The organism is Arthrobacter sp. STN4, assembly GCF_024539665.1.
Taxonomy (GTDB): domain Bacteria; phylum Actinomycetota; class Actinomycetes; order Actinomycetales; family Micrococcaceae; genus Specibacter.
Genome location: NZ_JAKZGX010000095.1, coordinates 1 through 348, shown reverse-complemented (window position 1 = coordinate 348; position 348 = coordinate 1). Strand labels below are relative to the sequence as shown.

1 protein-coding gene is annotated in these 348 nt (G+C 71.0%); it reads left to right on the top strand.

The window, feature by feature from the left end; all coding sequences use genetic code 11:
* Positions 1 to 10: 10 nt before the first annotated feature.
* The coding region (locus tag MMF96_RS19980) for a hypothetical protein (RefSeq protein WP_256884486.1) at positions 11 to 348 on the top strand (338 nt) is incomplete at its 3' end.

Below are 348 nucleotides of genomic sequence, written 5' to 3'. Positions count from 1 at the left end.
CTGGGCCACCGTGCCCCAATACGAAGCCTGGATGGCCGGCACCGGCTCGGCAGCCAACCCCAGGCAACACACCGACCCCAACAACACCCAAGACACCAACACCCAAGCCAGCCCGAACCACACCACCGACGGCACGAACGGCACGGACGGCACGAACGGCACGGACCACACCGGCACCACGAACGGCCCGAACCACACCACCGGGGGCACGAACGGCACGGACCACACCGGCACCACGGACGGCATGATTCCCGGGCAGACCCTCCTGGACATCCCCGCCACCCCTGACCCGCCCCGCCCGGACACACCGCCCGCCACCACCCAGGCACAGCCCTGGCCCCGCCTCGT